Source organism: Streptacidiphilus sp. EB129 (assembly GCF_041262645.1).
Classification (GTDB): Bacteria; Actinomycetota; Actinomycetes; order Streptomycetales; family Streptomycetaceae; genus Streptacidiphilus.
On sequence record NZ_JBGCCS010000040.1, the window covers coordinates 34,183 to 56,201 of the forward strand.

Annotated in this window: 19 protein-coding genes and 1 pseudogene; 13 read left to right on the forward strand and 7 right to left on the reverse strand. The window is 69.1% G+C overall.

All coding sequences use genetic code 11. The annotated features are described in order from the left end of the window. Positions 1–31 precede the first annotated feature (31 nt). The 4 genes from ABH925_RS32210 (at position 32) to ABH925_RS32225 (ending at position 2,289) form a co-directional block, all read left to right on the forward strand. Positions 32–271: a hypothetical protein gene (locus ABH925_RS32210; protein WP_370153779.1), complete on the forward strand. Its 240-nt coding sequence runs from the start codon at positions 32–34 to the stop codon at positions 269–271. Beyond that, the gene (locus ABH925_RS32215; protein WP_370153781.1) at positions 268–639 is read left to right on the forward strand and encodes a fic family toxin-antitoxin system, toxin component; all 372 of its coding nucleotides are present in this window, start codon (positions 268–270) and stop codon (positions 637–639) included. Before ABH925_RS32210 ends, ABH925_RS32215 begins: the two co-directional genes overlap by 4 nt. An 871-nt stretch (positions 640–1,510) precedes the next feature. Then, on the forward strand, positions 1,511–1,978 hold the full coding sequence (locus ABH925_RS32220) for a MarR family transcriptional regulator (protein WP_370153782.1): 468 nt from the start codon (positions 1,511–1,513) through the stop codon (positions 1,976–1,978). Then, positions 1,978–2,289, forward strand: coding sequence for a helix-turn-helix domain-containing protein (locus ABH925_RS32225; RefSeq protein WP_370153784.1), 312 nt, complete (start codon positions 1,978–1,980; stop codon positions 2,287–2,289). Before ABH925_RS32220 ends, ABH925_RS32225 begins: the two co-directional genes overlap by 1 nt. A 312-nt stretch (positions 2,290–2,601) precedes the next feature. Here ABH925_RS32225 and ABH925_RS32230 read toward each other — a convergent pair whose 3' ends face one another. Together ABH925_RS32230 and ABH925_RS32235 are read right to left on the reverse strand one after the other, a co-directional pair. Continuing rightward, positions 2,602–3,162, reverse strand: coding sequence for an XRE family transcriptional regulator (locus ABH925_RS32230; protein WP_370153786.1), 561 nt, complete (start codon positions 3,160–3,162; stop codon positions 2,602–2,604). Between the two features lie 3 nt (positions 3,163–3,165). Continuing rightward, positions 3,166–5,421 carry a helix-turn-helix domain-containing protein gene (locus ABH925_RS32235; RefSeq protein ID WP_370153788.1) on the reverse strand — a complete coding sequence of 752 codons (2,256 nt, stop codon included), beginning with the start codon at positions 5,419–5,421 and terminating at the stop codon, positions 3,166–3,168. A gap of 291 nt (positions 5,422–5,712) precedes the next feature. On the opposite strand from ABH925_RS32235, the gene ABH925_RS32240 reads away from it, so the two are divergent. Beyond that, positions 5,713–6,252 carry a nuclear transport factor 2 family protein gene (locus ABH925_RS32240; protein WP_370153789.1) on the forward strand — a complete coding sequence of 180 codons (540 nt, stop codon included), beginning with the start codon at positions 5,713–5,715 and terminating at the stop codon, positions 6,250–6,252. 55 nt (positions 6,253–6,307) lie between these two features. Here the strand turns inward: ABH925_RS32240 and ABH925_RS32245 are convergent, their stop codons facing one another. From ABH925_RS32245 to ABH925_RS32265, 5 genes are all read right to left on the reverse strand, one after another. Then, on the reverse strand, positions 6,308–7,333 hold the full coding sequence (locus ABH925_RS32245) for a hypothetical protein (protein ID WP_370153791.1): 1,026 nt from the start codon (positions 7,331–7,333) through the stop codon (positions 6,308–6,310). A 439-nt stretch (positions 7,334–7,772) separates the two neighbouring features. Beyond that, complete coding sequence (locus tag ABH925_RS32250; RefSeq protein ID WP_370153793.1) at positions 7,773–8,615, reverse strand: polysaccharide deacetylase family protein; 843 nt, start codon at positions 8,613–8,615, stop codon at positions 7,773–7,775. Beyond that, positions 8,612–8,968 carry a hypothetical protein gene (locus tag ABH925_RS32255; protein WP_370153794.1) on the reverse strand — a complete coding sequence of 119 codons (357 nt, stop codon included), beginning with the start codon at positions 8,966–8,968 and terminating at the stop codon, positions 8,612–8,614. The genes ABH925_RS32250 and ABH925_RS32255 overlap by 4 nt, the downstream gene beginning before the upstream one ends. Further along, positions 8,965–9,162, reverse strand: a complete 198-nt coding sequence (locus tag ABH925_RS32260; protein ID WP_370153796.1) for a hypothetical protein — start codon at positions 9,160–9,162, stop codon at positions 8,965–8,967. Before ABH925_RS32260 ends, ABH925_RS32255 begins: the two co-directional genes overlap by 4 nt. A gap of 220 nt (positions 9,163–9,382) precedes the next feature. Continuing rightward, entirely contained in the window at positions 9,383–10,204 is an 822-nt protein-coding gene (locus ABH925_RS32265; protein WP_370153797.1) for a TetR/AcrR family transcriptional regulator, read from the reverse strand. A 203-nt stretch (positions 10,205–10,407) separates the two neighbouring features. On the opposite strand from ABH925_RS32265, the gene ABH925_RS32270 reads away from it, so the two are divergent. The 8 genes and pseudogenes from ABH925_RS32270 (at position 10,408) to ABH925_RS32305 (ending at position 21,812) form a co-directional block, all read left to right on the forward strand. After that, positions 10,408–11,121: a glycosyltransferase gene (locus ABH925_RS32270; protein WP_370153799.1), complete on the forward strand. Its 714-nt coding sequence runs from the start codon at positions 10,408–10,410 to the stop codon at positions 11,119–11,121. A 4-nt stretch (positions 11,122–11,125) separates the two neighbouring features. Continuing rightward, entirely contained in the window at positions 11,126–12,538 is a 1,413-nt protein-coding gene (locus tag ABH925_RS32275; protein WP_370153800.1) for a glycosyltransferase family 4 protein, read from the forward strand. Positions 12,539–12,603: 65 nt separating this feature from the next. Beyond that, positions 12,604–15,051, forward strand: coding sequence for a glycosyltransferase (locus ABH925_RS32280; protein ID WP_370153802.1), 2,448 nt, complete (start codon positions 12,604–12,606; stop codon positions 15,049–15,051). Beyond that, positions 15,041–15,598 (forward strand): annotated as a pseudogene (locus tag ABH925_RS32285) (PIG-L deacetylase family protein); the annotation flags it as partial. The gene ABH925_RS32280 and the pseudogene ABH925_RS32285, both read left to right, overlap by 11 nt. A gap of 314 nt (positions 15,599–15,912) precedes the next feature. Continuing rightward, a complete protein-coding gene (locus tag ABH925_RS32290; protein ID WP_370153804.1) occupies positions 15,913–17,469 on the forward strand; it encodes a phospholipid carrier-dependent glycosyltransferase in 1,557 nt (518 codons plus the stop codon). A gap of 22 nt (positions 17,470–17,491) precedes the next feature. Then, positions 17,492–18,754, forward strand: a complete 1,263-nt coding sequence (locus tag ABH925_RS32295; RefSeq protein WP_370153806.1) for a hypothetical protein — start codon at positions 17,492–17,494, stop codon at positions 18,752–18,754. A 10-nt stretch (positions 18,755–18,764) separates the two neighbouring features. Next, a complete protein-coding gene (locus ABH925_RS32300; RefSeq protein ID WP_370153808.1) occupies positions 18,765–19,838 on the forward strand; it encodes a GNAT family N-acetyltransferase in 1,074 nt (357 codons plus the stop codon). A 162-nt stretch (positions 19,839–20,000) separates the two neighbouring features. After that, positions 20,001–21,812: a glycoside hydrolase family 15 protein gene (locus tag ABH925_RS32305; protein WP_370153809.1), complete on the forward strand. Its 1,812-nt coding sequence runs from the start codon at positions 20,001–20,003 to the stop codon at positions 21,810–21,812. The last annotated feature ends 207 nt before the right edge of the window (positions 21,813–22,019 follow it).

Here is a 22,019-nt window from a genome sequence, read left to right on the forward strand (position 1 = left end):
AGCGTCCTGTAGGCGTCGCTACGCTGACCGCATGAGGCAGCTGAACGTACGTCTGGATGATGAGGTTGCGGTCGGCTTGGAGCAGCGTGCCGCGGCGATGGGGATGACGTTGCCCGAGTACGCGCGCAAGGTCCTCACCGAGGACGCGGACGAGCAGCGGGCCCGGTTCCTCACTGCGGCCGCGCACTTCGCTCAGCACTGGGGGCCTGCCTTCGAGGCTGAGTTCGGCCCCTACCCGGTCAGGGAGAAGGACGGGCGGAGCGCCGCGTGATTCTTCATGTCGACCGTGGCTGGTTGCTGGACCTCGCGCACCAGTTTCTGCCGGGGGATCCCGACGTCACGGATTTCGGCACGCTGGCGGCGGGCGTGGCCCGACACTCGGATGCGGTGATGGAGGTGCCCGTCTATGCGGAAGTCCATCACCGCGCGGCCGCTCTCATGCACCAGTTGGTGCGCGTTCCGGCGCTGGAGTTCGCCAACGAGCAGTTCGCCGCTGTGGTGGCGGCCTCCTACCTCACCGCCTCCGGGGAGGTAGTGATCGCTGAGGCCGGACAGGCGGTGGACTTGGCCTTGCGAATCCGTGATGGCGAAGCGGATGTCCGCCAGTGCGCCGAGGTCATCCGCACTTGGTACCGCTGACGGCGCGGCGTGCCTCCTGGGGCGAAGGACCAGGAGCGGCTCTTCAGGCAGTTCTTCCGGGCCTCCAGATGTGATCACGGTTGACCTGACGCCGGTCTGGTCCGAGATGCATCGGCCGGAACCTGTACTGCACTGCCGGCCCCCGCACCCGACAATCCCGCTTCCCCGTCCTCCGTCCCTGGGCCTACGCGGCCCAGACCCGCGCCAGCGCCAAGGGCGCGCTGGACCGCCCCTGCCGCCTGCCCTGCCCGACACTCGCAAGCTCGCGTCGGGCACCGTGCGGGCCTGGCGGCCCTTACTGGGCAGTTGCCCATCAGTCAGCGTCACCAAGCCGGCCGGGAGCTACCTCGACCAGCGAACCCCCGGATCAAGGCCGAGGCTGTGTGGTTGGCCGCCCGTCAATGGCCGGGGTGGACAACCGGCAAACGGGGTCGTGGATGTGAGTACTCGTTGTGGTGAAGAACGGCACTGGCCGGATCGTGAGCACCCTCCTGTACGAGCAATAAGAGCAGCCCGCCCAGAATACGGCCCTGACCAGCGGAAATGCCCTCTTCCCATCAGATCGTAGATCCGTCTATGCAGTTCTGGCGATCCGTGCCGGCGTTCCTGTGGCCGTACTGAACAGCTCTGAGGATCGGGGTAAACAGCTCAGAGGAACGTGGCTCATTGCTCTGGTGCGCATGAGTGTGAAGCGATACAACTCGGAAGAATCAGGCCGAATCAGACGAGCAGTCACCGGTCACCAGTCGCATGCGACACGCGGGCGCCAGCGCCCTCATTGTTCTCACGCTCATGTACGCTCAGCGCATCTGATCCCGCTTTGGGACTGTCCTGATGCGCAATCCGTCAATCAGCGATGCACGGAGGAACGTTGACCAGCAGCGCACGCCGCGGCAGGGTGCTGGTGGACGAGGACGGCGTGCTCGTCCCCACCACCCCCTATGCCTTCAGCGGCCGTCACGCGAGCGTGGACAAGCGGCGCGTCCGTGCCATCTGCGCGTCCAAGCAGTTCTCCCCCGCAGAGAAGTTCCTCGTGCTCTGGTTCATCGGCGCGACCCCCGAAGGCGGCCTGCCTGTCAACAAGACCGGCAAGGACATCGCCGACGAGGTCGGCATGACGGCAGACGCCGTCAACAGGATGCTCCGCAAGCTGGCCAAGCACCGGATCCTCAACAAGACCGGCGCCATCGGGAACATCTCCATGTACAGCATCAGTCCGTACATCGCTTACCACGGCAGTGGGCACGATCAGTCCAGAGCTGTGAAAAACTGGAATCCGCCGGAGATCCCCGGATTCACCGACGTGCCGCTCCACCAGGCCTGGGAGGTTCAGGGGTAATGACAGACACGGAGAAGAACATCATCGTGTCGGTACTGGGACGCAGCTCCGACCTGACGCCGGTTCAGCGGCTGGTCGTCGTGCTCTACGCCCTTTCCTCCACCGACCGGGGCGGCGTGGTCAGGAAGACCGGCCAGGACCTGGCCGCAGAACTCGGCATGACCCCGAGCACTTTCAGCCGCACCCGCAAGCAGCTGGTCGACGCGGGCTGGCTGGAACTGTCGGAGAAGTTCGCCCACATCGCCTACTACCGACTGGCCCCCCGTGCCCTCGGCGAGTCCACCGTCGTTCAGATGCGGCCTGCGATGTAGGCCCCACCGTCCGGACCTTCCAGCTGTGCCCGCCCTCCGGTACCGGACAGTGGGCACATCTGTCCGTGGCTCCTGCTCATTGCGCTCCAGCGCATGAGTCACGTCCTTCCAAGCGCCCCTCATTGCGCTGTCGACAATGAGGGGACGGGATCCTCTCCGCGATTGCGACGCGCGCCCACGTTCCACGGAGCGTTGCTCATTGCCCTCCTGCGCATGAGTGACCGCTTCGGATCGTTCCTCATTGCGCTGTCGACAATGATCGCCTGTGGCCCGGTCGCATCCGGCCGCGCAGGCCGCCGGAAGCCGGACCGCTCAGAACTTCACGTCGAAGTACGCGATGTCGGTGATCTCGACCTCGAGACCCTGGGCGCGCTGTCCGTTGTCCTGGAAGTAGACGTCCTGCAGGCCTTCGGCGACGATCCCGCGGAGCTGCTGGTCGCCTGCGCCCTGCTGCTGCGCCTCGAAGAGGCGTGCGGCGTAGGCCGGGGGGAGGTGCACGGTCAGCCGGCGTTCGCGCGGATCGTCGCTGGTGCCGACCGGGGCGGTGTAGCCGAACCTGGCCCGGGTCTCGATGGTGATCCCGGTGCTGGTGGCCGCGCGCTTGCGAGCCTGCCGGCGCACCCCGGGCTGCCAGACCTTCGCGGCCTCGCGGACCAGGGCGTCGCGCAGGGCTGCCCTGGGGCGCTTGCGCTGTCCGGTGAGGTAGCGCTCCACGGTGCGCTGGGTGACGCCCAGGCGGCCCGCCACGGCTTTGGTCGAGCCCTTCTCGGCCTTCATGAGCAGCCTCATCTGGGCGAGCGGGGTGACGGGGGGCCGGCGGGTGAACTGCTCGGTGTCGGCGCGCTCCAGTGCGTTGTCGATGTCGCCTGCCACCGTTTACTCCCCCTCGTCCATCACTGCGTCGCCGCCCTTGATGTGCCGGGCGGGGTTGAGCTTGCGTTCCATCAGGTCCACGGCCCAGAGCATCTCCTGGACACCCTCCAGCTTGGCCAGCCCCGGGGTCGCGCCCAACCGGAACGTGCCCGGCAGGACCTTGCCCGCACCGGTCAGCGGCAGGAAGCCCAGCGGGTCCGGGGTCTGGCTGGCGTAGACGACGCAGTCCGACAGCACCGCCAGCGGGTAGCGGGCGGATGCCTTCGCGACGTTCGCCATCTTCCGGTGCATGTTCACCCTTGCCTTCGCGATCACTGCGGCGCGGATGTCCGGGCGCCAGGTCGGGCGTTCCAGCGCGGGCCAGCGCTCGCCTTCGACGTATAGGCGGCCCTGCGGGCGCTCGCGCAGCTTGCCGATTCCGCCCTTGACGGTCGACTTCACCGCCGACAGCACCATGGCGATCTGACGGTGCCGCAGCCGCGCGGCCTCCAGGTCGGCCGGGAGCGACTGGTGGGCCAGGCCGGCCTCCAGCAGCAGGTGCCGCAGCGCGGAGGCGTCGTCCGCTCCCGCGTCCAGGGCCTGGCGGACCTTGGCGAGCGAGGTGTCGCTGGTCTTGAGCACCTGGTGGGCGGCCATCGCAGCGAGGAAGCGCCGTTCGTCGGTGTCCTTGTCCACAGGAATGCCGGCGTCGGCCATCAGGCTCACATAGGCGTCCTTGAGCCGGTCGTGCCACGGGTCCAGGTACGGGCCGGTCTCGTACCGCAGGTAGGCCTCGATGGGCTCCACGTCCGCTCCCAGCTCGACCGCGTAGGCCACGGTCGGCGTGGCGTACCAGGCCGGGCCCGTCGGGCGCTTGCCCGACGGGGTGAACGGCGAAGGCAGGCGCGGGTCGGTGCCGATGTGGGAGAGGTCGACGAACCAGCTGCCGGGGATCTTCTTGTCGAACAGCGGGTGGTCGACCTGGACGGGTTCGGCCAGGCCGACGGTGAGCCTGGCGGCGGCGGCGAGGAACGCGGTGTTGATGTCGATGCCCACCGCCCACGGCAGCAGCATCTCCGCGTCCGTCAGAGTGTCCAGGGGGCGTACCCACTGGTAGGCCTCCTCGTCCAGGAAACCCTTGGTCCAGCCCTGGGCGACGGGGTGCTCCAGGGTCGCCTCCGGCGGCGCGGGGTCCACCGGACCGATCAACGCGCCGGGGTTGGGGGCGGAGACCCAGGTGCCGCCATCGTCCTTGGCGGCGCGGGTCGGTGGGCGCAGCGCGGTCATCAGCTCCAGGCCGGACACGGCGGTGGAGCCGCGCGGGGTGATCACCCGGGTCGCGTAGACGCCGAGGACCCGGGCCAGGTCCGGGGCGGGCAGCTGGGCGGTGTCGCCCCAGGCGCGTTCGTCCAGGGCGTCCCAGGGCAGGATCGCCAGCTGCACGCACTGACGCTGGCCGCCGGTGGCCGGGCGGTAGATCCGCGCCCAGGGGCCGAAGCCGCGCTGGGTGAGCTTCCATTTCGCGCGGATGATCTGCTTGACGACCTTGTGGTCCTCCGGCAGCCGCAGCGAACGCTTCATCTCGTCGTCGTCCCGCAGGCTCAGCGGCAGCCCGAACCGCTCCACTGCCGCGGCGGTCAGGACGATCAGCGGGTCGGAGTCGCGGCCGTTTCGGTGCAGCCGCGGCGCGCCCAGCCCGGAGGTCGACAGCGCCCAGTCGACCAGCTGCGGCAGCGTGGCGGCCGGGCACTCCAGGACAAGACCGCCGACCGCGTAGGCGGCACCCTCACCGTCCAGCACTGCCAGCGGACCGTGCGGGAACCTGGCGTCGACGGCCACCGGGGCCGCCTTCGCCGCAGCGGGCTTGTGAAGGCCCGGAGGGGTTCGCCGCATCGTGCTCGGGGGCGAAGCGGCCGGGGCAGTGCTCGTGGCCGGGGCGGGGGCCGGCGGTGCATCCGCCGGAGGCTCCGGCGCAGAGGCGACTGCGGGCGCGCTGGGTGCGGATGTCGCGGGCAGAACCGGCTCGGGAGCGGGATGCCGGGCGGCCCACCCCTCCAACAAGCGTGCGTACGCCTGCAGGCGCGGCGGCCGCGGCTCGGAGCGGCCACTCTCCCAGTTCTTCACGGTCTGCGTCGTGGACTGCAGTACCTGAGCCAGGCGGGCCTGCGTGATGCCTGCGGCCTCACGCAGCCGGGCGCGCTCAGTGGGCTGGGGCAGCTGTGGCCCGGCGTCCTCCAGCAACGCGTCGACCGCGCCGAAAAGCTCTTCCTCCGTAGGCACGAGGCCTCACCTCCTCGCGCTATTCTAGCATGGATTTTCCTCTCAAATTAACCATATTTTTATCCCTCATCTCGGCATGTCCCTCGCACGCCGGTCTGCGCGGTACGGGCGGGTACCGGCAGCGCCGGAGAGCCCGTGGTCGCGGTCGGGCGCTGCTGCTCCCTTCGCCACTCCTGCGGCACACGCCGGTGGCCAAAGGGCCTGGTTGAGGTGAAGGTGGAGCCAGCAGCCAACGCCAGGAGCCGGCATGCGCGTCGCGTCGGCGACGACGCCTCGAAAGAGGAGAGATCAGTGGCAGCTGACCGCACGGCGATGGAAGACACGTGGCAGGCGCATACCGACAGTGAATTCGTGCATCCCGACGTGGACGCGACCATGGCCACCATGACGGACAATCCCACGGTGCTCCATGTCCCCACGGCGATGGGCGGAAGGGGTCGCGACGGAGTCAGGGACTTCTACGAGCGCTGGTTCCTGGGCCGCAACCCGCAGGATTTCACGTTGCGGTCGGTCTCACGAACCGTCGGAGACGACCGCATCGTCGACGAGATGGTCGTGTCGTTCACGCATGACCTCGACGTCCCGTGGATTCTGCCGGGTGTCGCCCCGACGGGCCGACCGGTCAGAATTCCCCTCGTTGCCATCGTGGGGTTTCGCGGCGCTGCGATCGACAGCGAGCACATCTACTGGGATCAGGCCGCTGTCCTGGCGCAGACGCTGCTTCTTGACGCCAATGTGGTGGCGCACTTGCCAGTGGTCACCGAGCAGTCGGATGTGCTGGAAGACAGCCCCCTCAACATGCTGGCCCTGCTGCCCTCCGAACGATCATGAAGCCTGCCGGCGGGCCGGGCCCGAAGTGTCGGGGGCCTGGCGTGACTGACCGCGATCAGTGCTGGCCGACCTTCACGTCACCCATCACCCCGATCCTGATGCCGAGCCACGGATAGGTGAGGGTGAAGAACGGATTGTCCTGCGGTTGCAGTCCGACAGCGGAAAGCCACATCTGATAGGCGCTCGCGTTGGAGATCCCACCGTGCAATCGCCGCCAGACCCGCCCGGAGTCCCCTCCTGCCGGAGCCGCGGTGATGGTGTCGGTCCACTCGACCGCGTTGCCGCCCTGGTCAAGAGTGCCCCAGGGAGAGCGGGTACCGGCCTGGCCGACTGTGCTGAGGCTGCCCTGGAAGAGCGAGGCGTAGGAACTCGGGTCCAGTCCGAACGGGTTGACGGTGGTGCAGTCGACTGGCTGCACCTGTCCCGGGCACCAACTCGGTGCCGGCAGGCCGGAGGCGTGGTAGGAGGCGAGTGGTTGGTCCGCCACGTTGGTGACGTCACCGGTGGTGGGGTTGAGGGTGGTGGGGTTGGGGGCGGTCTGTTCGCCGTCGCCGAACACCCCGGGGTTGGTCGGGTACTTCCAGTAGGAGTAGGTTCCGCCCCCGCTCGGGTCGTAGTAGGCCGCCTTGATCCACTCGTCCTGGCTCGGCACGACGAAGCCGGAGTTGTGGGCTCGGGTGGCGTCCGGCCGGGTGAGGTCGTACATCCCGCGTTCGGTCTGCCTGGACAGTTCAATCGTGTAGGTGACGTAGTGGAAGCGGCCGTCGTTGCTGTCTCGTTTGGAGATCAGTCGACCGTTGTAGAGCGAGTTGACGAACCGCGCCGCCCTCAGGAAGTTCGCGGCAGCGTACGGCTTGTCCGCCCACTCCGGATACGCGACGGAGTAGTGGGAGCCGCTACGCGCGGTGGCAGAGAAGTTGATCTGCCCGTACTTGGGCCACATCGACGAACTCTCTGTGGCGTCATAGAGATGATGGTGATCGACGCCCCGCGGGTCGGCCGTGTTGAGGAATGCCACCCACTGGCCTACGGTCACCTCGAGCTGGCCGATTTCGTAGCGGTAGTTGACACCGCCGACCATCAGGCATCCACGTGAGGGCTTGGGGGCATCGGCGCACGACTGGTAGATGGCGTCTTTGAACGGGGTGATGCCCACTGAGGGATTGCCAGGAGCGCCGATTTTGGCGGTCGTCACTGTGATCACGGCGCCTCTACTGGGAGCGGCGACGTTGGTGGGGGGTCGTAGCTCGGAGGCGACGGCGTTGATCGCGGATGGCACAAGGAGTGCGGATGCTCCGCACATCGCCAGGACGGCCCGGCGAGTGCGAGTGGAAATCAATTGCATAGGCGTCCCTGTTCGGCCATGGGCGCCCAACTGCCGGGGAAACGGCGCGCGTAGCGGCCCGAAGATCACGACAACTCGATCGGACGCTAACCCGTCCACTGCATCTTTCATGGCACGAATCACGGAGGGCCGGTCTTTTTGCCCCCATTGGGCCAGCTTGACGAGATTCGGGCGTTCAGCGTTCGGGTCTCCAGGGCTCGGGGTATCGGATTCCGGGGGGGCAGCTGAACGGGTGGCCGAGCCGGGCGCGGGAGCGGCGGTAGGCACGCCAGCCCAGGGTCCGGAAACGCTCGGCGATCGGGGTCGCCGGGGCGCCGCGTCCGTCGGCCCAGTCCTGGAAGGTCTCTGAGGAGGTGTCGGAGCGCACGGTCAGCCGCGGGATCCGCAGCGGGTCATCCGCTCCGGAGCTGAAGGCCTCGCCCCCTGCGCAGGCCGATGACCAGCCCGCCTTCTGCACCTTGCGGCGCACCACGGCGCTGGAGTAGCCGTGCGGGTAGGCGAAGGCGGTCACCGGTCGGCTGACCACCTCCTCCAGCTCGCGTTTGCAGAGCGCGATCTCGTCCCACAGCCGGCGTCCGGGCAGCGTGTCGAGTTGAGGGTGTGTTCGTGAGTGGCCGCCGATCTCGAACCCGACCGTGTGCAGGCCTGCGATCTGACGCCAGTTCAGCATGGGGGCGGGCGGAAGCCGGCTCCCCGCGCGCGTGCCGCCGGGCGGGTGTATCGCGCCGGTGGTCACGAAGAGGGTGGCCGGCAGTTCGCGGGCGGTGAGCAGGGGGGCCACGGTCCAGTAGAAGTCCGCGAAACCTTCGTCGAAGGTGAGTACGGCGCACCTGGGCGGCACTGGCCTGCCGCCGCGCAGCGCCGAGACCAGTCGGCCCAGCGGCACTATGGACCGGCCGCTGTCGGCGATCCGGTCGAGCTGCTCGACGAAGGTCGCCGGGGTCACGGTGAAGGGAGCGATCCAGGACGGGGGGTCGTCCGACACCGAGTGGTAGAGGAAGACCGGGACGGTGGTCACGGCACCTGGCCTCCCGTCGTTGCCCGTGCGCGCATCCGCTCGAGTGCGCGGCCCGACAGGATGGCGGCCGGCCCGGTGCCGCCGATCCGGCGTCCGGGTACCGGGGGCGTCGCGGAGACGCGGGTGGGGAGGCACAGTCCCCGGCAGGAGGCATCGACCGGCGCCCCGCGTCGTCCGGCGAGGTCGCCCGGCGTGCCGGTGGCTGTGACCAGGCCGAGCGGGTGCCCGTGCGGTCGCACCAACGCCAACACGCGTCCGTCCGGGTCGACGACCCGGACGGCGGTGTAGAGCGAGTTGCGGGCGGCAAGGCAGGGGCAGGCTGCTGCGGTGCGCCGGTCGGAGCCCTTCATCATCTACCTACTCCTCCCCCGCAGCCTCGGCTGCAAGTGCCGGTTGCGGCGGGGAAGTTCAAGGATCGGCACCACGGCCGCGCCCATCGACTGATGATGAGTCGGATGCGCGGGGCGTGGGCCTGAGCGGAGTGCGGCGCAGGTGATGCTGGACCCGAGGCTTCGGGCAGACGTGCTGAGGGCACGGTGGTGCTCATCGGAGAACCTCTCCGGTCAAGGAATGTGAGCCGCGTCCTGGAAGAAACGCGACACAGCTCCGGAGCGCGATGAAATCGGCATGGGTGGCGGCATTGCCTCTTGCCAACCCCGAGCTGCTGGTGAATCTCGGACGCCGAAGCGTCGACCACCACGCCGGCAATGTGCTGTCCGCCCGTGGTGATGCCTGACTAATATCTTCTTGCGGGTACATGCGTGAAGTCAATGGATTTCGGATCTTTTATCCGCCATTTCAGCGGTGGTCGCCTGCGAACAGTCTTCGTCCTCGGGAACGGCGACCGGGGGGCGCGGGATGAAGTGGTCGAGCAGCGCGTCGAGTCCGTCCGCGAGTCCTTCTGGCCCGCCGTGTTCGGCGAGAGCCGGGGTCACTGCCCGGAGTCGCGGGAACTCCTGGGCGGACATGTGGTGCAGGCCGAGCCGGAATGCGGGGTCGGTCTCGTCGGGGTCATCCACCGTGGCCCGCAGTTCGGTGAGGGTGTAGCCGAGGACCCAAGCGGTGACCGCGCGATACACGATCGCGGTGTCGCGCTCGTCCAGTCCGGCGTCGCTGAGCAGGGCCACCAGACGCTCGGAGTCCTGCAGGACTGCCGACGGACGGCGGGTGAGCGGCACCATCATCATGCGGGTGGCCAGCAGTGGAGCGACATTGGGGTGCGCCATGGTCACCTGGTAGGTCGCGTTGGCGAGACGGTGCAGTTCACTGCGCCATCGGGGGCGCGCCCGGGAGGGGTGGGCCTCCTTGGGCTCGGGGCCGTCGGGGCCGGCGGCCAGGGCATCGCCCAGTTCGATGTAGAGGGTTTCCACCAGCCCGTCCAGCAAGGCGTCCTTGCTCGACGCATAGCGGTACAGGGCCATGGCCTCCACGCCCAGCATGGAACCCACTCTGCGCATGCTCAGTGCGGAGAGCCCCTCGTCGTCCACCAAATCCAGGGCGGTGGCCAGCACACGTTCCCGGCTCAGCCTGCCGTACCGGCCCTTGTCGCTCGCGCGCCGCCCACTGCCGCTGTCCGACTGCTTCGTCATGTCCGCCCTCCAGCTGTTGACCGTACTTGCACACGGGTGCACCCTGGTGTCGTACGTATACGCGAGAAACTTACACCGTCAGGATACGTTACTCGCGCATCCCTCGCCCGTATCCGCGACATATTTCGCGGGTGCGCGCTCATCGCCGACAGGTGGTGTTCATGCTGTCAACGCGTGGGGAAGCACCCGGAAACATCCCCCGCATGCTGCGGCGTCCTCCGGTTGATCTGGAGATTGTCGTTCCCGCCTTCAATGAGGAAAGCCGTCTTCCTGGCACGCTCACGGAGGTCGTCGGCTACCTTGAATCCCGGCCCTGGTCCTCCGCGATTGTCGTGGTCGACAACGACAGCGTGGACGGCACGCTGGAAGCGGTCGGGCGGTTCGCACATTCTCCGGTGAAGACCTACGCGATCGGCTGCAGCGAGCACGGCAAAGGGGCCGCAGTACGGCGCGGCGTCGTCACTTCCACCGCCCGCTACACCGGCTTCATCGACGCCGACAATGCCACTCCCATCGCCAGCCTCGACCAGGTCATGGCGCTGCTGCGGCAGGGATACCCCGCGGTCATCGCTTCCCGGCGCGCCGTCGGCGCCCGCTACGAGGTTGAACAGTCCCTGGTGCGGCGCGGCGGAGGGTGGATGTTCCGCGCTGCCGCGCACCTTCTCCTGCCGGACATCGCGGACACCCAGTGCGGCTTCAAATTCTTCGACGGGCCGCTGGTACGCGCCGTCGCCGGGAACTGCCACATCAAGGGTTTCGCCTTTGACGTCGAGCTCCTCGCCCAGATCGACCGGGCCGGACGACGCATCGCAGAAGTCCCCGTGGTGTGGACCGACGTCCCCGGATCAACCTTCTCCGCACGGCGCCACGGCCTGCGATCCATGTCCGATCTTGTTCGGATCTCCCTCTCCCGGTGACCCCATGAACGCTTTGCCCCAACTTGCCAGAGCCGACGTCCTCTTTCTGAACTGGCGCGACCCCGCGCACCCCCAGGCCGGGGGAGCCGAGACGTACTGCTTCGAGATCGCCCGCCGGCTGGCCGCCGCCGGCGTACGGGTGACCCTGTTCACCGCCCGGCATGCGGGGGCGGCAGCCCAGGAGGACGTCTGCGGGGTGCGAATCCTGCGCTCCGGCGACACCTACACCGTTTACGCTGCGGCGGCTCTCCACCTGCTCACCCACCGTCATTCCTACGATGCGGTGGTGGACTTCCAGAACGGGATCCCGTTCTTCTCCCCACTGTTCACCTCGCGGTGGACGGCCGGTGTGTGCGTCATCCACCACATCCACCAGAAGCAGTTCGACGTCCGCTTCCGTTTCCCCCTCAACTCCATCGGGCGACTGCTGGAGAAGCAAGCCAGCCGGATGGTGTACAGGGGGTGGCCGATCGTGGCCGTCTCACCCTCCACCCGCGAGGGGATGCGCCGCGATCTGTGCTTCCGCAACCCGGTCCACATCGTTCCGAACGGTGGGCCAGGCCTTCGGCCCCAGGCCGCGCCGCGCAGCGACGTGCCTTCCCTCGTGGTCGTCAGCCGACTGGTTCCGCAAAAGCGCGTCGACTGGCTGGTGCGGTCCGTGCCCCGCATCGCGGCCCAGCTGCCCGAGTTGCGTGTCGACATCGCCGGCGACGGTCCTGAGCTGCCGAGGCTGCGCGAACTCGCCACCGAACTCGGCGTCGAGGGGCGCGTCACCTTCCACGGCCATGTCGACGAAGGGCGCAAGCGCGAACTGCTGGCGCAGGCCTGGCTCGCGGTGGTGCCCTCGGCTGCCGAGGGCTGGGGTCTGACGGTGATCGAAGCGAACGCCGTGGGTACGCCGGCACTGGCCTACGACGTCCCCGGTCTGCGCGATGCCATCCACAACGGCCGCAACGGCTGGCTCCTGGCGCCCGGAGAGGATCTCGTGAGCGGCGTCGTCACCGCCCTCGACCTGCTCGGTGAACGCGGTGCTCGTGGACGCGTCGCGGAGCGCTGCCGGTCCTGGGCAGCCGGCTTCTCCTGGGACGACAGCGCGGAACGGCTGGCGCAGGTGGTGCTCGAGGAGTGCCACCGTACCCACCGTCATCGTCACTCGCGCCGCGGACCCAGTGATCTGGCGGTCATCGCCCAGTTTCAGGTTCCGGGTGGTGCCGTCGCTGCGGAGCACGCCGTCACCGGCTCGCTGCGGCGAAGCGACAGATGGGTCCGCCGCGACGACACCTTCCGTCTCCTGCTGCGCGGCTGCGACGAGGTTCGCGCCTCCCTGGCGCTGCGGCGCCTCGGGGTGACCGAAGCGACGCTGGCGCTGGCAAGCCATGTTGACCAACTGGTCCCTCCCGGGTCGGCGGCACCGTGACAGGCTCCCAGGCGGCCGCCCCGGTTTCCGCCTCGGCAGCGCATCGCTCCGACGACGTCACAGCCGTGCACGGGGCCCGTTGGTTCGCGACGGCCTATGTGGCTGTCGGGGCGCTCAACTACGGGTACGCGCTGGTCCTCACCCGGCTCCTCAGCCCTGCCATGTTCGCGCGGTTCGCTGCCGGTCAAAGCCTCATCCTCTGCGCGTCCGCGGTGTCGGTGGTCGCGGTGCCCTGGGTGCTCGCCCAGGCTCTGGCCAGGGCGAGCAGCGAGCGCGAGCGCGACGACGCAGTCCGTTTCGCCATCGTCACCAGCACCGTGGGCGGTGTCATCGCCGGAGCGGCGATCGGTGCCATCGCGGCGCAGTTCGCCAACCTGGCAACCGCCTTGGTCATGGCCGTCAGCACCCTGCTGATCTACGTGACCCGGGTCACCGTCGGCTGGCTCCAAGGCAACGAGAGGATGCGGCTGCTGGCGGGCGTCGCCGTGAGCGAAGCCGCTGTGAAGGTCGCCGTCGGAGTGCTCCTTGTCATCGGAGCCGGTCTGGGGGACGCCGGAGCGCTCGCCGCCTTCGGTGTGGGCGTGCTGCCCTACCTGCTCTACTGGCCCCGGCGAGGCCGCGGCAGCGCCAGATGGTCGCACGCACTGACGGCCCACCACGATCTGTGGCGACGGGCACTGCGTATCGCATCACTCCAAGGGCTGGTGGCGGTCATGGCCGCGCTGGATCTGGTCCTGGTCGCGATCCTGCCCGCGCGAGCCACTGACGCCGCCGGCTACCAGGCGAGCGTGACCATAGGCAGGACCCCGCTGTTCCTGGCGGCCGCAGTCGCGATGGCATTCTTCCCCGCGCTGTCCAGGCGCCGGACGGGAACACCTCTGGCTGCCGCCGCGGTCCGGATGTACACCACCGTCTCGCTGCCCGTCACCGCCGTGTGCGCGACGGTCCCGGCGGCGCTGATCACCGCGGCCTTCCCCCGCGGCTACGCGACGATGACCGACCTGATGGCCTACACCGCGGTCTCCGGATTCGCCATCGGCGGTATCAGTCTGGCGGTGCTCTTCTTCCAGGCGGTGGACGACTATTCGATCCGCCACGCGCAGGCCGTGGGGATCCTGCTGTATGCCACCGCCCTGATGGTGGGATGGCGTGCCGGCGGCGTGCAGGGGCTGGCGGCAGGCGCTGCCTACGGGTCCCTGGCAGCCCTCGCCGTCGTCCTCACCACGCTGGTCAGGCGTCAGGGAATAGGCATACTTTCACGTGTACCGCTGCTGGAGCCGCTGCTGCTGGCCGGCGCGCTGATCCTGCTGCGTCCCTACCCGCTGCTGTGGCTGGTGGGCGCCTTCGCTGTCGGGGTGCGCGCGATCTGGCGGTTCCTGCGACAGCGCGTCATGCCCCAGGCAAGCGAGGGGGCCACGAGAAAGCGCGTCGTGATCTCCGGCTACGACAGTTCCCAGAACCCGAATTACCGGGGCGGTGGTGCTGTCGTCATCGACCGGATCGCCAGGCGCCTGTCGCAGGAGTACGCGGTGACCGTGGTCACCGCGGGGCGTCGTGGCGGCACCTGCGTCCAGGACGGCGTGGAGTACCGGCGGCTGCCCGTCTGCTGGGCGGGCCCCCGCGCGGGGCAACTGCTCTTCCAGGCGCTGCTGCCGCTGATGGTACGCAGGATGGGACAGCACCTGTGGCTGGAGAGCTTCACCCCTCCCTTCTCCACTGGCTTCCTGCCGCTCTTCTCCCCCACGCCCGTGATCGGGATCGATCAGATACGCAGCGGCAAAGCGATGTGGCAGAAGTACCGTCTCCCGTTCTTCCTGATCGAACGGCTCGGCTTCCGGCTCTACCGCGACCTCGTCGTCCTCAACGAAGCGGACCGAACCGACCTGCGGCGTTACAGCCCCAGGGCGTGCGTCCACGTGATCCCCAACGGGGTCGAGACACGTCCCGTCGACGCGGAACGGTTCGGGGAGGGCCGGCACATTCTGTACCTCGGCCGGATCGAGATGTGGCAGAAGGGCCTGGATCTGCTGCTCGCCGCCTACGCCCAGGCCACGCCCGGGCTGCCGCTGGTGCTGGCCGGCGCCGGCACCAGGAGCGAGGAGCAGCGCCTGAGGGAAATCCTCGCGCAGGCCGGGCCGGACGTGCGATGGCTGGGCCACGTCAGCGGCGAGGACAAGGATGCGCTACTGCGCGACAGCGCGTTCGTGGTCATGCCGTCCCGCCACGAGACGTTCGGCCTGGTCGCGCTGGAAGGCATGGCCCACGGCAAGCCCGTGCTTCACTTCGACCTCTCCTGCCTGCGCTGGATGGAGGGCGGCGGCAGTGTCGACGTGACGCCGTTCGACGTCGATGCCCTGGCCTCCCGCATCCGTTGGCTGGCCGATGACGACACAGCGCGCAGAAAGCTGGGCCGCGAGGCGTACCTGACCTCGCAGCGCTACAGCTGGGAGACGATGACCAGCCGCTACCTGGACCTCGCCCGGACGACGCTGGGGGCGCACGATGAAACCTGACCCACTGACCCAGGACCAGTTCGACGGCGCCGCGCTGATCGTGCTGTCCCCGCACCTTGATGACGCGGTGTTGTCCTGCGGCGCCCTCATGCTCAGGGCCAGCCGCAGCATGCCGGTCACCGTGGTCACCTTCTTCACCGAAGCCGGCCCGCCGCCGTACACCCTCTCCGCCCGGCGGTACCTACGGCAGGTAGGGGCCTCCGACGCCGAGGAGCTGTACGCGGCCAGACGGGCGGAGGACCAGGAGGTGCTGGAGCGGCTGGGTGTCGGCTGGCTTCATCTCGGCATGACCGAAGGACTGTTCCGCCGCAGGCCCGCGGAGCCGCACAGGAGCCCGGAGTGGGTGCGACGGCTGCTGCCCGAGGCAGCTCATATCTACCCGACCTACCGACTGCACCTGGCCCGCGGACATGTCTCGGCGCGGGACGAACCCACCATGTCCCGGGCCCTGATCGCCGTCTCGGCACTGGCATCGCCCAGATCCGCGGTGCTGCTGGCTCCCCTGGGTGTGGGAGGACACGCTGATCACCTCGTGGTGCGCCGCGCCGCCGAGTCCGCCGCGGGACCGGTGATCTACTACAGCGACTTCCCGTACAACCAACGCCACTCGGCCGATCCGGACTTCGTCCGCGCCCACGAGCTCGTCGAGACATCCTGGGCCTGTGCGGGTCCGGCGAAGTCCTCGCTGATCCAGGGCTACCGGACGCAGACATCCGCCCTGTTCCCCGGCGGGCAGGTGCCGACTGTCCCCGAGCGCTACCTCGTTCCCGCCGCGGCGTGTTCCGACGGCGTCACGACGGTCCGGAGATCGTTATGGCCCTCGCCACTCGAATGGACCAAGCCCGCAAGGGGCTCACGCGCATGGACAGCCCGCCTCACGTGCGGTTCACCGCGATCCTCGCGGCAGTGGCCTTCATGGTCACGGCCGGGCTGCGGCTGGTGCGCCTGGGCCCGTCGGCGGATGTCTTCGTCGACGAGATCATCTACCGGGACGTGGGCCACAGCGCCGCGCTGGGCGGATTTCCGCAGGCCGACAACGGACCCTTCTTTCTGCACCCGCCCGCGTTCTTCTACCTGGAAGCGGGTTGGGAGCAGGTGTTCCGCTACCGCTCCGACCCGGTGGCCGATGTCGACAGCATGCGGATCCTGAACGTGCTGCTCGCGGCCGGTACGGCGGCGCTGCTGGTGGTACTGGTCATGCGGGTGACCCGGTCGCGGGTGGCGGCGGTGGTCGCGGTGGCCCTGTTCGCTCTGGATCCGTACAGCATCCGGCAGAACGATCGCGTGATGCTCGAAACCTCGGTCATGTTCTGGGTGGTCGCCGGGTTCCTGGTGCTGGTGCCGTTGACCCGGCGCCCGCCACCGGCCCGCGCCCGCATCCGTGCGTGCTGCGCCGGACTGCTGTTCGGCCTCGCGGTGCTGACGAAGGACCAGGCCGCCCTGCTCACCCTGCTGCCGCTGGCGATCGCCTTCGTCCTGAACTGGGCGCCCGGACGACGACTACTGCTCCAGACGTCCGCCGCCGCCGTCGCCCCGTATCTCGGCTACGCCGTGGTGGTGGCCGCCACCGGCCACTTCGCGGCGTTCTGGGAGGCCAAGACTTCCGGATTCGGCCGCCTGATCGGAGCGGTCCAGGACAGCGGCTTCAACGCACCGGGTGCCCCGCCGCTGTCCTCCCGGCTGACTGCCGAGATGTCGGACTTCGGGCCGACCTATGCCCTGCTGGCCTTCGGTCCGGTGGCGCTGTGGCTGCTGCTGCGCCGCGGCGGCCCGGCGGAGCGTCTGCTGGGGCTGCTGTACGGCTGCGCCGCGCTGACCCTCGCCTACGCACTGGCGGGCGGCACGCTGGAGGAGCAGGCCCTGTACCTGCTGGTGGTGCCCACCATGATCGCGCTGGCCGTGGCGCTGCCGCTGGCTGCGGCCGGCCTTGCCGGCCGCCCTGCCATGTCGCGGCGGATGCGAACCGTCGGAGCCGTCCTCCTCACGGTCAGTCTGCTCACTTCCTGCGTCTCCTACGCCACGATCCGGTCCCAGACGGACAGCGGATACGCCAGGCTGCTCGCCTACATGGCGGTGCACGTTCCGCGCGGCAGCGCGGTGACGGCCTTCGACGGCGGCTCGCAACCGGGAATCACTTACTGGGCGCTCAGGGGCCAGTACCGGGTGGGCATCTGGGTGACCGACGGGCAGCGTGTCCAGGAAGGCGTGCACTATCTCGTCATTCCCTGGAAGGTGATCTCCCAGGGTTACGGGGACATCGGCCCCGCCCAGGCACAGGCTCTGGCCGGGCAGGGGCGGCTGCTGTTCTCCACCGCGGGAAGCACCTACGGCACCTTGGCACTCTATGCACTGCCGCTGCCCGGTGCCGCCCCCGGCCGGCTCGCCCCCGCTTCCTCGGCTGCCTCTCATGCCGGGTAGGGCTCGCCTCAGCCGACCGAGGATGCTGTGTCGCATCCTCGTCGCCGCCCTCCTGTGCCTGGCCGCGATCGGGGACCTGTCCGCCCAGCCGCCGAATTCCCGCCTTTTCGGCACACTGCAGAGCGACCCCTCGAAAGCCGTGACCGAGCACGCGGCAGGGATCAGAGTCGCCAGCCTGCCGATCTACTGGGACCGGTACGAACCGGCAGAGGGAGTGTTCGACTCCGCGTACATCGCCTCGGTCAAGAGCGAGCTGGCGAGCTTCCAGGCAGCCGGGATGCTGGTCGAGGCCAGTATCGGCATCGAGAGCCCGCCCTCGTGGGTCACCGATGACCAGCCTGGCACCAGATACACCGATCAGTACGGCGACCAGTACACGGCGACCGCCGACCTGGTGTTCAGTCAGGTCGTCCGCAACGACGTCCAGGGATTCGCCGCCCAGGTCGGCCACGACATCGGGCTGGCCAACTTCTGGGCCATCCGGATCGGTGTCGACAGCACAGGTGAGTACAGCTATCCACCGGCCTCCTACAACGGCCACAGCAACACCTACTGGGCCTTCGGCCCGAACGCCCAGTCAAGCGGGCCGGATTCCGGACGGCCGCCCACGATCGGCGCCGACCCCTTCCCCGGATGGCGACCGGGACAGACGCAGTACGACGGTCGGGCCTTCACCACCGCCGAGGTGGGCACCTGGTACAGCTGGTACCTCGCGTCCCTCGCCGACGCCGTGAACTGGCAGATCGCCACCTTCAGGGCCACGGGATACCAAGGCCTCCTGCGGGTACTCGTACCCGGCACCGGCTTCTACCCCGACGACTACCGCTCGGCCGTTCGGCGTCACCTGGACGGTACGACCGCACCGAGCCTCCTGGCGCAAGGAGTCGGATTCTTCATCACGCTGGGGCAGATCACCGATCGTGACCGGGTGGAAATCGTCCCCACATCGCTGGTCAACGGGACCGGAACTCCGCGCAACAACGGATGCGGCACCCTGGATGGCCAGGTCGACATCATGGCGTCCGCCAGTCACGAGATCTACACCTGGTCGTCCGTGCGGTGGATCACCGACATCGCCCGGAGGGACGGCTTCACCCTCGTCGGTGGTGAGAGCGCGGGAAACCAGATCTATCCCTACTATCCAGGCGTCATGGCCGATGCAGCCCACCAGATGGCCAGCTGCGGCCTCGCCGACCTCATGTGGGCCTTCGACGCCGATCTCTACAACGGGACGTCTGGATCATCACTCGCCGACTACGCAACCGCCATCACCGCCTATGGATGAGATGGTTCATATGGACATCACGGTCATCAGGCCCAGCGAACTGAGCGTCGCCGACCGCGGGACGTGGCAGCAGTTCCAGGCCGCGGATCCCGAACAGGGCAACCCCTTCCTGTCGCCCCGCTTCACGAGAGCCGTCGGACGCCTGCGGCCCGCCGCCCGGGTGGCCGTACTCTCGGACGGATCGGACCCCGTCGGCTTCTTCCCCTTCGAGCGCCATGCCCTCGGCGCGGGCCGACCCATCGGGTCGGGATTCTGCGACTGCCAGGGTCTCGTCCACGCGTCCGGCCTGCAGTGGGACGCGACCGAACTGCTGCGTGCCTGTGGCCTGGTCGTATGGGAGTTCAACCACCTGACAGCAGGCCAGGCCCCCTTTGAAGGCGGCACGGAACGGTACGCCGCCTCACCCGTCATCGGACTCGACGCCGGCTACGACGCCTACCAGCACACACTGCAGCGGAGATCACCGGACTTCCTGCGCAAGCTGCGGGCCAAGGAACGCCGCCTGACCAGCGAGGCCGGCGACCTCCATCTCAGCTACGAAACCAGCCCGGACCTCCTGGACACGCTGATCCGGTGGAAGTCCGCCCAGTACCACGCGAAAGGGTATCGCGACCATTTCGCCCACCCCTTCACGGCGGCGCTGCTGCGCGAGATGCTCCATTCGCCGGGCGATGGCGCCGAGGGCATGCTCTCCGTCCTGTATGCAGGTGGGCAGCCGGTCGCCTGCCAGTACAGCCTGCGATCGCCACGCGTCCTGGCCTTCTGGTTCACCGCATACGACGTGCGGTTCGCGCGGTTCTCACCGGGCGTGCTGCTGTCCTTGAAGATCTGCGAGGCCGCAGCCGGGCAGGGCATCCGGCTCATCAACCTCGGCCGGGGCGAGGACCAGACGAAGAAGTCCCTCAAGACGGCTGAACTCACCGTCGGCGAGGGCCGGGTGGAGCGCCGGGCCGCACGAGCAGCGCTGCACCGATACCGGTCCCGGTCGGTCGACCTGGCACGGGACTTCACCGCCGGCCACCCAGCGCTGCGCGATGCCGCCCTGCGCACCGTCCAGGTCCTCGACGCACGGCACCGGACCTGACCTCCCGGACGCCACGGGCTGCGAACGCGCGATCAGCACGCGGCACCCACCTCCGCACGGCGCGCCCCTTCCGGCTCGAACAAGGCGGTAGGGCACTGTGAGGATCGACGAGGTGACATACCTGCCTTCCTAGGGACGCAGGCCGAAATACGGCGGACACCGGTGGGCGGGGAGCCGACGCACATGGCGGGACGCATCGAGGACTACGCGCTCATCGGCGATCTGGGGACCGCGGCGCTGGTCGGCCGGGACGGCTCGGTCGACTGGCTCTGCTTGCCCCGCTTCGACTCTCCCGCCTGCTTCGCCGGCCTCCTCGGCGAGGACCGGCACGGCCACTGGCGGCTGGCACCGGTCGGCGCCAGGGACTGCACCTCACGCAGGTATCGAGGCGACACGCTCGTGCTGGAATCGCGCTGGGAGACCCCCGACGGCGCAGTGCTGGTCACCGATTTCATGCCGCATCGGGACCGGACACCCCGGCTGATCCGCATCGTCGAAGGCCTGCGCGGCAGCGTCGAGATGCGCGCCGAACTGCGGCTCAGGTTCAACTACGGCCGGATCATGCCCTGGGTGCGCCGCACCGAGCGCCATCGGGTCGCGGTAGCCGGACCGGACTCCGCGTGGCTGCGCGTGCCGGCCGGCGTGCACACCTACGGCGCGGACGAGTGCACCCGCTCGGACTTCACCGTCGGCGCGGGTGAACGCATCCCGTTCGTGCTCAGCTGGCAGCCCTCGCACCAGCAGTCCACCTCCCGCTTCGACCCGGAGGCGGCGCTGCGGCAGACCGAAGAGCGATGGGAGGGCTGGGCAGCCAACTGCGGCTACCAGGGCCGGTGGCGCGCATCCGTACTGCGCTCACTGCTCACCCTCAAGGCCCTCGCCTACGCACCCACCGGGGGCATCGTCGCGGCCCCCACCACCTCACTGCCCGAACGCATCGGCGGCGAGCGCAACTGGGACTACCGCTTCTGCTGGCTCAGGGACTCCAGCATGACGCTCTCCGCCCTGCTGAGGGGCGGCTTCCGTGAGGAGGCGACGGCCTGGCACAAGTGGCTGCTGCGGGCCATCGCGGGAGACCCGGGCAAGCTCCAGTCCCTGTACGGGCTTGCCGGGGAGCGGGTCCTCACCGAGACGGTCGCCGACTGGTTCTCCGGTTACCAGGGCTCCAGTCCGGTGCGCATCGGCAATGCCGCGGTCGACCAGCTGCAGCTGGACGTCTATGGCGAGGTGGCCGACACCCTCTATCTGGCGCTGCTGGCCGGTGTTCCGATGGAGCGTCAGGTCTGGAGCCTGTTCCGCAGCTTGATGTCCTTCGTGGAGCAGCACTGGCAGCAGCCGGACGAAGGCCTGTGGGAGGTCCGCGCCGGGCGGCGTCACTACGTTCACTCGAAGGTGATGTGCTGGGTCGCCGCGGACCGCGCGGTGCGGATGGCCGAGGCCACTGGTCTTCCTGCGCCGCTGGGCCGCTGGCGGGCGCTGCGCGACGCCGTCCATGCGGACGTGTGCGCCCACGGCTACGATGCCGGGCTCGGCGTGTTCGTCCAGCACTACGGGGGACGGGAGCTGGACGCGGCCACGCTTTTCATCGCCAAGACCGGCTTTCTGCCGCCTGACGATCCCCGGGTGGTCCGCACCGTGGAGGCGGTCTTCAGCGGCTTGGACCACGGCGGGCAAGTCCGCCGTTACGCCCTTTCGCCCGACGCCGGAGCGCAGTGTGACGGGCTACGCGGCGGTGAGGGCGCGTTCCTGGCCTGCTCGTTCTGGCTCGCCGAGGCACTGGTCGCGATCGGCCGCCCCGAGGAAGCCGGGGACCTCTTCGCCCGCACCGTGGCCACCGGCAACGACCTGGGGTTGCTGTCGGAGCAGTGGGACCCGGTGACACAGCGTCAGCTCGGCAACACTCCGCAGGCGTTCACCCACGTCGCGCTGATCAACGCCGCCTTCGCCCTGTCGGCTGGGGACGGGTCTCAGTGAATTCCGTTCGAACGCCAACGTAGAACCTGCCGCTCGCGCTCGCGCGCAGGCCGATCCAGACACACCGTGGTGGGGGGGGGGGGGGGGGGGCCCCCCCCCCCCCCCGGGGGGGGGCGCCCCCCGGGGGGGGGGGGGGGGGGCCCCCCGGGGGCCCCCCCCCCCCCCCCCCCCGCCCCCCGGGGGGGCCCGGCCCCGCGCCCCCCGCCC

Coding starts and splice junctions, on each gene's coding strand:
- ABH925_RS32210 (WP_370153779.1), top strand. CDS start 32: ATGAGGCAGCTGAACGTACGTCTGGATGATGAGGTTGCGGTCGGCTTG.
- ABH925_RS32225 (WP_370153784.1), top strand. CDS start 1,978: ATGACAGACACGGAGAAGAACATCATCGTGTCGGTACTGGGACGCAGC.
- ABH925_RS32245 (WP_370153791.1), bottom strand. CDS start 7,333: ATGGTCGGCGGTGTCAACTACCGCTACGAAATCGGCCAGCTCGAGGTG.
- ABH925_RS32255 (WP_370153794.1), bottom strand. CDS start 8,968: ATGATGAAGGGCTCCGACCGGCGCACCGCAGCAGCCTGCCCCTGCCTT.
- ABH925_RS32260 (WP_370153796.1), bottom strand. CDS start 9,162: ATGAGCACCACCGTGCCCTCAGCACGTCTGCCCGAAGCCTCGGGTCCA.
- ABH925_RS32265 (WP_370153797.1), bottom strand. CDS start 10,204: ATGACGAAGCAGTCGGACAGCGGCAGTGGGCGGCGCGCGAGCGACAAG.
- ABH925_RS32270 (WP_370153799.1), top strand. CDS start 10,408: ATGCTGCGGCGTCCTCCGGTTGATCTGGAGATTGTCGTTCCCGCCTTC.
- ABH925_RS32275 (WP_370153800.1), top strand. CDS start 11,126: ATGAACGCTTTGCCCCAACTTGCCAGAGCCGACGTCCTCTTTCTGAAC.
- ABH925_RS32290 (WP_370153804.1), top strand. CDS start 15,913: ATGGACAGCCCGCCTCACGTGCGGTTCACCGCGATCCTCGCGGCAGTG.
- ABH925_RS32295 (WP_370153806.1), top strand. CDS start 17,492: ATGCTGTGTCGCATCCTCGTCGCCGCCCTCCTGTGCCTGGCCGCGATC.
- ABH925_RS32300 (WP_370153808.1), top strand. CDS start 18,765: ATGGACATCACGGTCATCAGGCCCAGCGAACTGAGCGTCGCCGACCGC.